This window comes from Cognatilysobacter terrigena (assembly GCF_004361065.1).
GTDB lineage: Bacteria > Pseudomonadota > Gammaproteobacteria > Xanthomonadales > Xanthomonadaceae > Cognatilysobacter > Cognatilysobacter terrigena.
In genome coordinates this window covers 1-3,135 of sequence record NZ_SELT01000069.1, presented here as the reverse complement: position 1 = coordinate 3,135, position 3,135 = coordinate 1, and the positions used below count along the sequence as shown (strand labels likewise).

The following is a 3,135-nucleotide window of genomic DNA, read 5'->3' as shown; positions in this document are numbered from 1 at the left end:
TCGCATCGAACTGCGACGTCATGCCCCAGTGCAATTCTTCGCCGCCACCGACGAGCATCACGTCCTGCACGCCGTGGCGGATCATGTCGGCCGCGGCACCGATGCAGTGCGCGGAGGTCGCGCACGCGGCGGAAATCGAATAGCTCACGCCCTGGATGCCGAACGCCGTCGCCAGCGCGGCGGACACCGTCGAGCACATCGTGCGCGGCACCATGTACGGCCCGATGCGGCGCACGCCCTTGGTCTTGAGCAGCTCGCCGGTTTCGATCTGCCACTGCGCCGAGCCGCCGCCCGAACCGGCGGTCACGCCCGCACGCGGCCTGCGCAGTGCATCGGGATCGAGGCCCGCCTGTGCGATCGCATCCATCGCCGACACGTAGGCATGGCCCGCGGCGTCGCCCATGAAACGGCGGAGCTTGCGATCGATGATGGCGTCGAGGTCGATGGCTGGATCGCCCGCCACGCGACTGCGCATGCCGAGCGTTTCGTATTCGGGGATGTAGCGGATGCCGGCGCGGCCTTCGCGCAGCGACGCGGACACGGTGTCGAGTTCGCGCCCGAGGCACGACGTAAGGCCCATGCCGGTGACGACGATGCGACTGTGCATCAGAAGCCCTCCGTCGATCCGAACAGGCCGACGCGCAGATCCTTGGCGACGTAGATCTCGCGACCGTCGACGTAGGTGCGGCCGTCGGCGATCACCAGCGCGAGCTTGCCGCGCATGACGCGGCGGATGTCGATCTCGTAGGAGACGACCTTCGCGTCGGGCAGCACCTGCCCGCTGAACTTCACTTCGCCCACGCCAAGCGCACGACCACGGCCGGGTTCGCCCAGCCACGGAAGGTAGAAACCAGCGAGCTGCCACATGGCGTCGACGCCGAGGCAACCCGGCATCACCGGATCGCCGAGGAAATGGCAGCCGAAGAACCAGAGGTCCGGCGTGATGTCGAGCTCGGCGCGGATCACGCCCTTGCCGTAGCGACCGCCCTGGTCGGCGATCTCGGTGATGCGGTCGAACATGAGCATCGGCGGCGCAGGCAGCTTGGCGTTGCCGGGGCCGAACATCTCACCGCGCGCGCAGGCCAGAAGCTGCTCACGGTCGAAGGAAGAAGGACGTGTCATCGGTGTGGCGCGGGGGAAAGCCGGCGAGTCTAGCCGCTGGCGTCCGATCCTCTCAGTTCGCCGGCGTAGGGTGGGAAGGCGTGGGGCAGCGCGACAGCGTGCACGCAGGGCCTGATCGGCGACGTGAAACCGGCGCGAAGGCTTGGCGACGCGCGGACCCTCCCCTATACTGCGCGGCCACCCGGGCGGTTAGCTCAGCGGTAGAGCATTGCCTTCACACGGCAAGGGTCGCAGGTTCGAACCCTGCACCGCCCACCAGATCAACGAAGAAGCCGCCTTCGGGCGGCTTCTTCGTTTCCGTCGTCCGCGTTGGCATGGATGCTGCGAATCGCGCGCATGGCGAAGCGGCTGTCAGCGGCTGTAGCGAGTGCGAGCCAGCAACGGCGCGGTTTCGCTCACGCGCCGAGTTACGTCGACGTCACAGCGGCCATTCGTGCGTGAAGAACGTTCTGCAGACCTGAGAAATGGTTGCAGACTCACACGTCGCGTTAACCGCGGCGCGTCTAGCCTCCGGCGCACTGGAATTCCGGGACCCGTCATGGCCGACGCGCAACAGCAGCCGTCCGTACTCATCGTCGACGACGACGCCAACTTCGCCTCCGCCGCCGCCGATTTCGCGCGCGCGCACGGCTTCCAGACGTCGATCGCACACTCGCTCGAAGAATCGCGTCGCGCCATGGGCCGCGGCATGAGCGACCTGACGATGCTGGACGTGACGCTGCCGGACGGAACCGCGTTCGACCTGCTCGCCGAACTCGATGCCCGCCAGCACAGCCGCATCGCCCTGATGACGGGCGAGACCTCGCTCGAGACCGCGCGGCGTGCAGTGGGCCTGCCGGTGCTCGATTACCTGCTGAAGCCGCTGTGCCCGCAGCAGTTCGAATCGTTGTTGAGCCAGGCGTCCGCACGCGCGCTCGCCCAGATCGCCGGCGCGCGACCGGACGGCATCGTCGGCGACTGCGATGCGATGCGGCAGCTGACGGTCGACCTCGACCGCGTCGCACCGGCACGCGTCTCCGTGCTCATCACCGGCGAAAGCGGCACGGGCAAGGAGTTGGTGGCGCGCGCGGTGCACGATCGCAGCCGGCGTCGTGGCGCATTTGTCGCTGTGAACTGCGGTGCGATCGCACCGGATCTGCTCGCCAGCCATCTGTTCGGCCACGAGCGCGGTAGTTTCACCGGCGCGCAGCAGCGGCACGTCGGCTATTTCGAACAGGCCAATCGCGGCACGCTGTTCCTCGACGAGATCACCGAGATGCCGCCCGCGCTGCAGGTCTACCTGCTGCGCGTGCTGGAAACCGGCGAAGTCACGCGCGTGGGCGGCAGCGAGAACATTCCGGTCGACGTGCGCATCGTCGCGGCGACCAATCGCGATCCGATCCAGAGCATCGAACAGGGCAAGCTGCGGGAGGATCTGTATTACCGCCTCGCCGACTTCGTCATCGCGTTGCCGCCGTTGCGTGCGCGCGGTACGGATGTCGTGCTGCTCGCGAACGTCTTCGTCGAACGACTCAACGCCGAGCACGGCCAGGTCAAGCAACTCGCACCCGATGCCGAGCGCATGCTGGTCCGCCACGGTTGGCCCGGCAATATCCGCGAACTGCGTAGCGTGGTGCAGCGCGCCTATCTGCTGAGCGATGGGCCGCTCGTTCGCATTCCGGTCCTTGGTCGCCGCGCGCTTCCTTTGCACCAGGACGACAGCAGCATCGTGTTCCATGTGGGCATGAGCTATGCCGACGTCGAGCGCGAGATGCTGCTCAAGACGCTCACCAAGGTCGACGGCGACAAGACCGAAGCCGCGCGCATCCTCGGTGTCAGCGTGCGCACGATCCACAACCAGCTCGCGCGACTGGCCGTAGCCGGCGACGACGCCATACCGCATGTCTGAGCCGTTTCCACCGCACGGCCCTCTAACGCCCCACCCCTTTGGACGCTGGCGACACGACCTCTCCAACGAGGTCAACGCACTGACGATGGCGACGTCGGCCGCGCGCTACATGATCGAGATGGGGA

Annotated in this window: 3 protein-coding genes and 1 tRNA gene; 2 read left to right on the top strand and 2 right to left on the bottom strand. The window is 67.2% G+C overall.

The window, feature by feature from the left end:
• Positions 1–607: beta-ketoacyl synthase N-terminal-like domain-containing protein (locus EVS83_RS15390; protein WP_281275124.1), on the bottom strand; the 607-nt coding region annotated here is incomplete at its 3' end.
• Positions 607–1,122, bottom strand: a complete 516-nt coding sequence (fabA, locus tag EVS83_RS15385) for a 3-hydroxyacyl-[acyl-carrier-protein] dehydratase FabA (RefSeq protein WP_133502062.1) — start codon at positions 1,120–1,122, stop codon at positions 607–609. The genes fabA and EVS83_RS15390, both read right to left, overlap by 1 nt.
• 183 nt (positions 1,123–1,305) lie before the next feature.
• Here fabA and EVS83_RS15380 point away from each other — a divergent pair.
• Both EVS83_RS15380 and EVS83_RS15375 read left to right on the top strand, forming a co-directional pair.
• Positions 1,306–1,380: transfer RNA gene (locus EVS83_RS15380), tRNA-Val, on the top strand.
• Positions 1,381–1,660: 280 nt separating this feature from the next.
• Positions 1,661–3,010, top strand: a complete 1,350-nt coding sequence (locus EVS83_RS15375) for a sigma-54-dependent transcriptional regulator (RefSeq protein ID WP_133502060.1) — start codon at positions 1,661–1,663, stop codon at positions 3,008–3,010.
• Positions 3,011–3,135 lie beyond the last annotated feature (125 nt).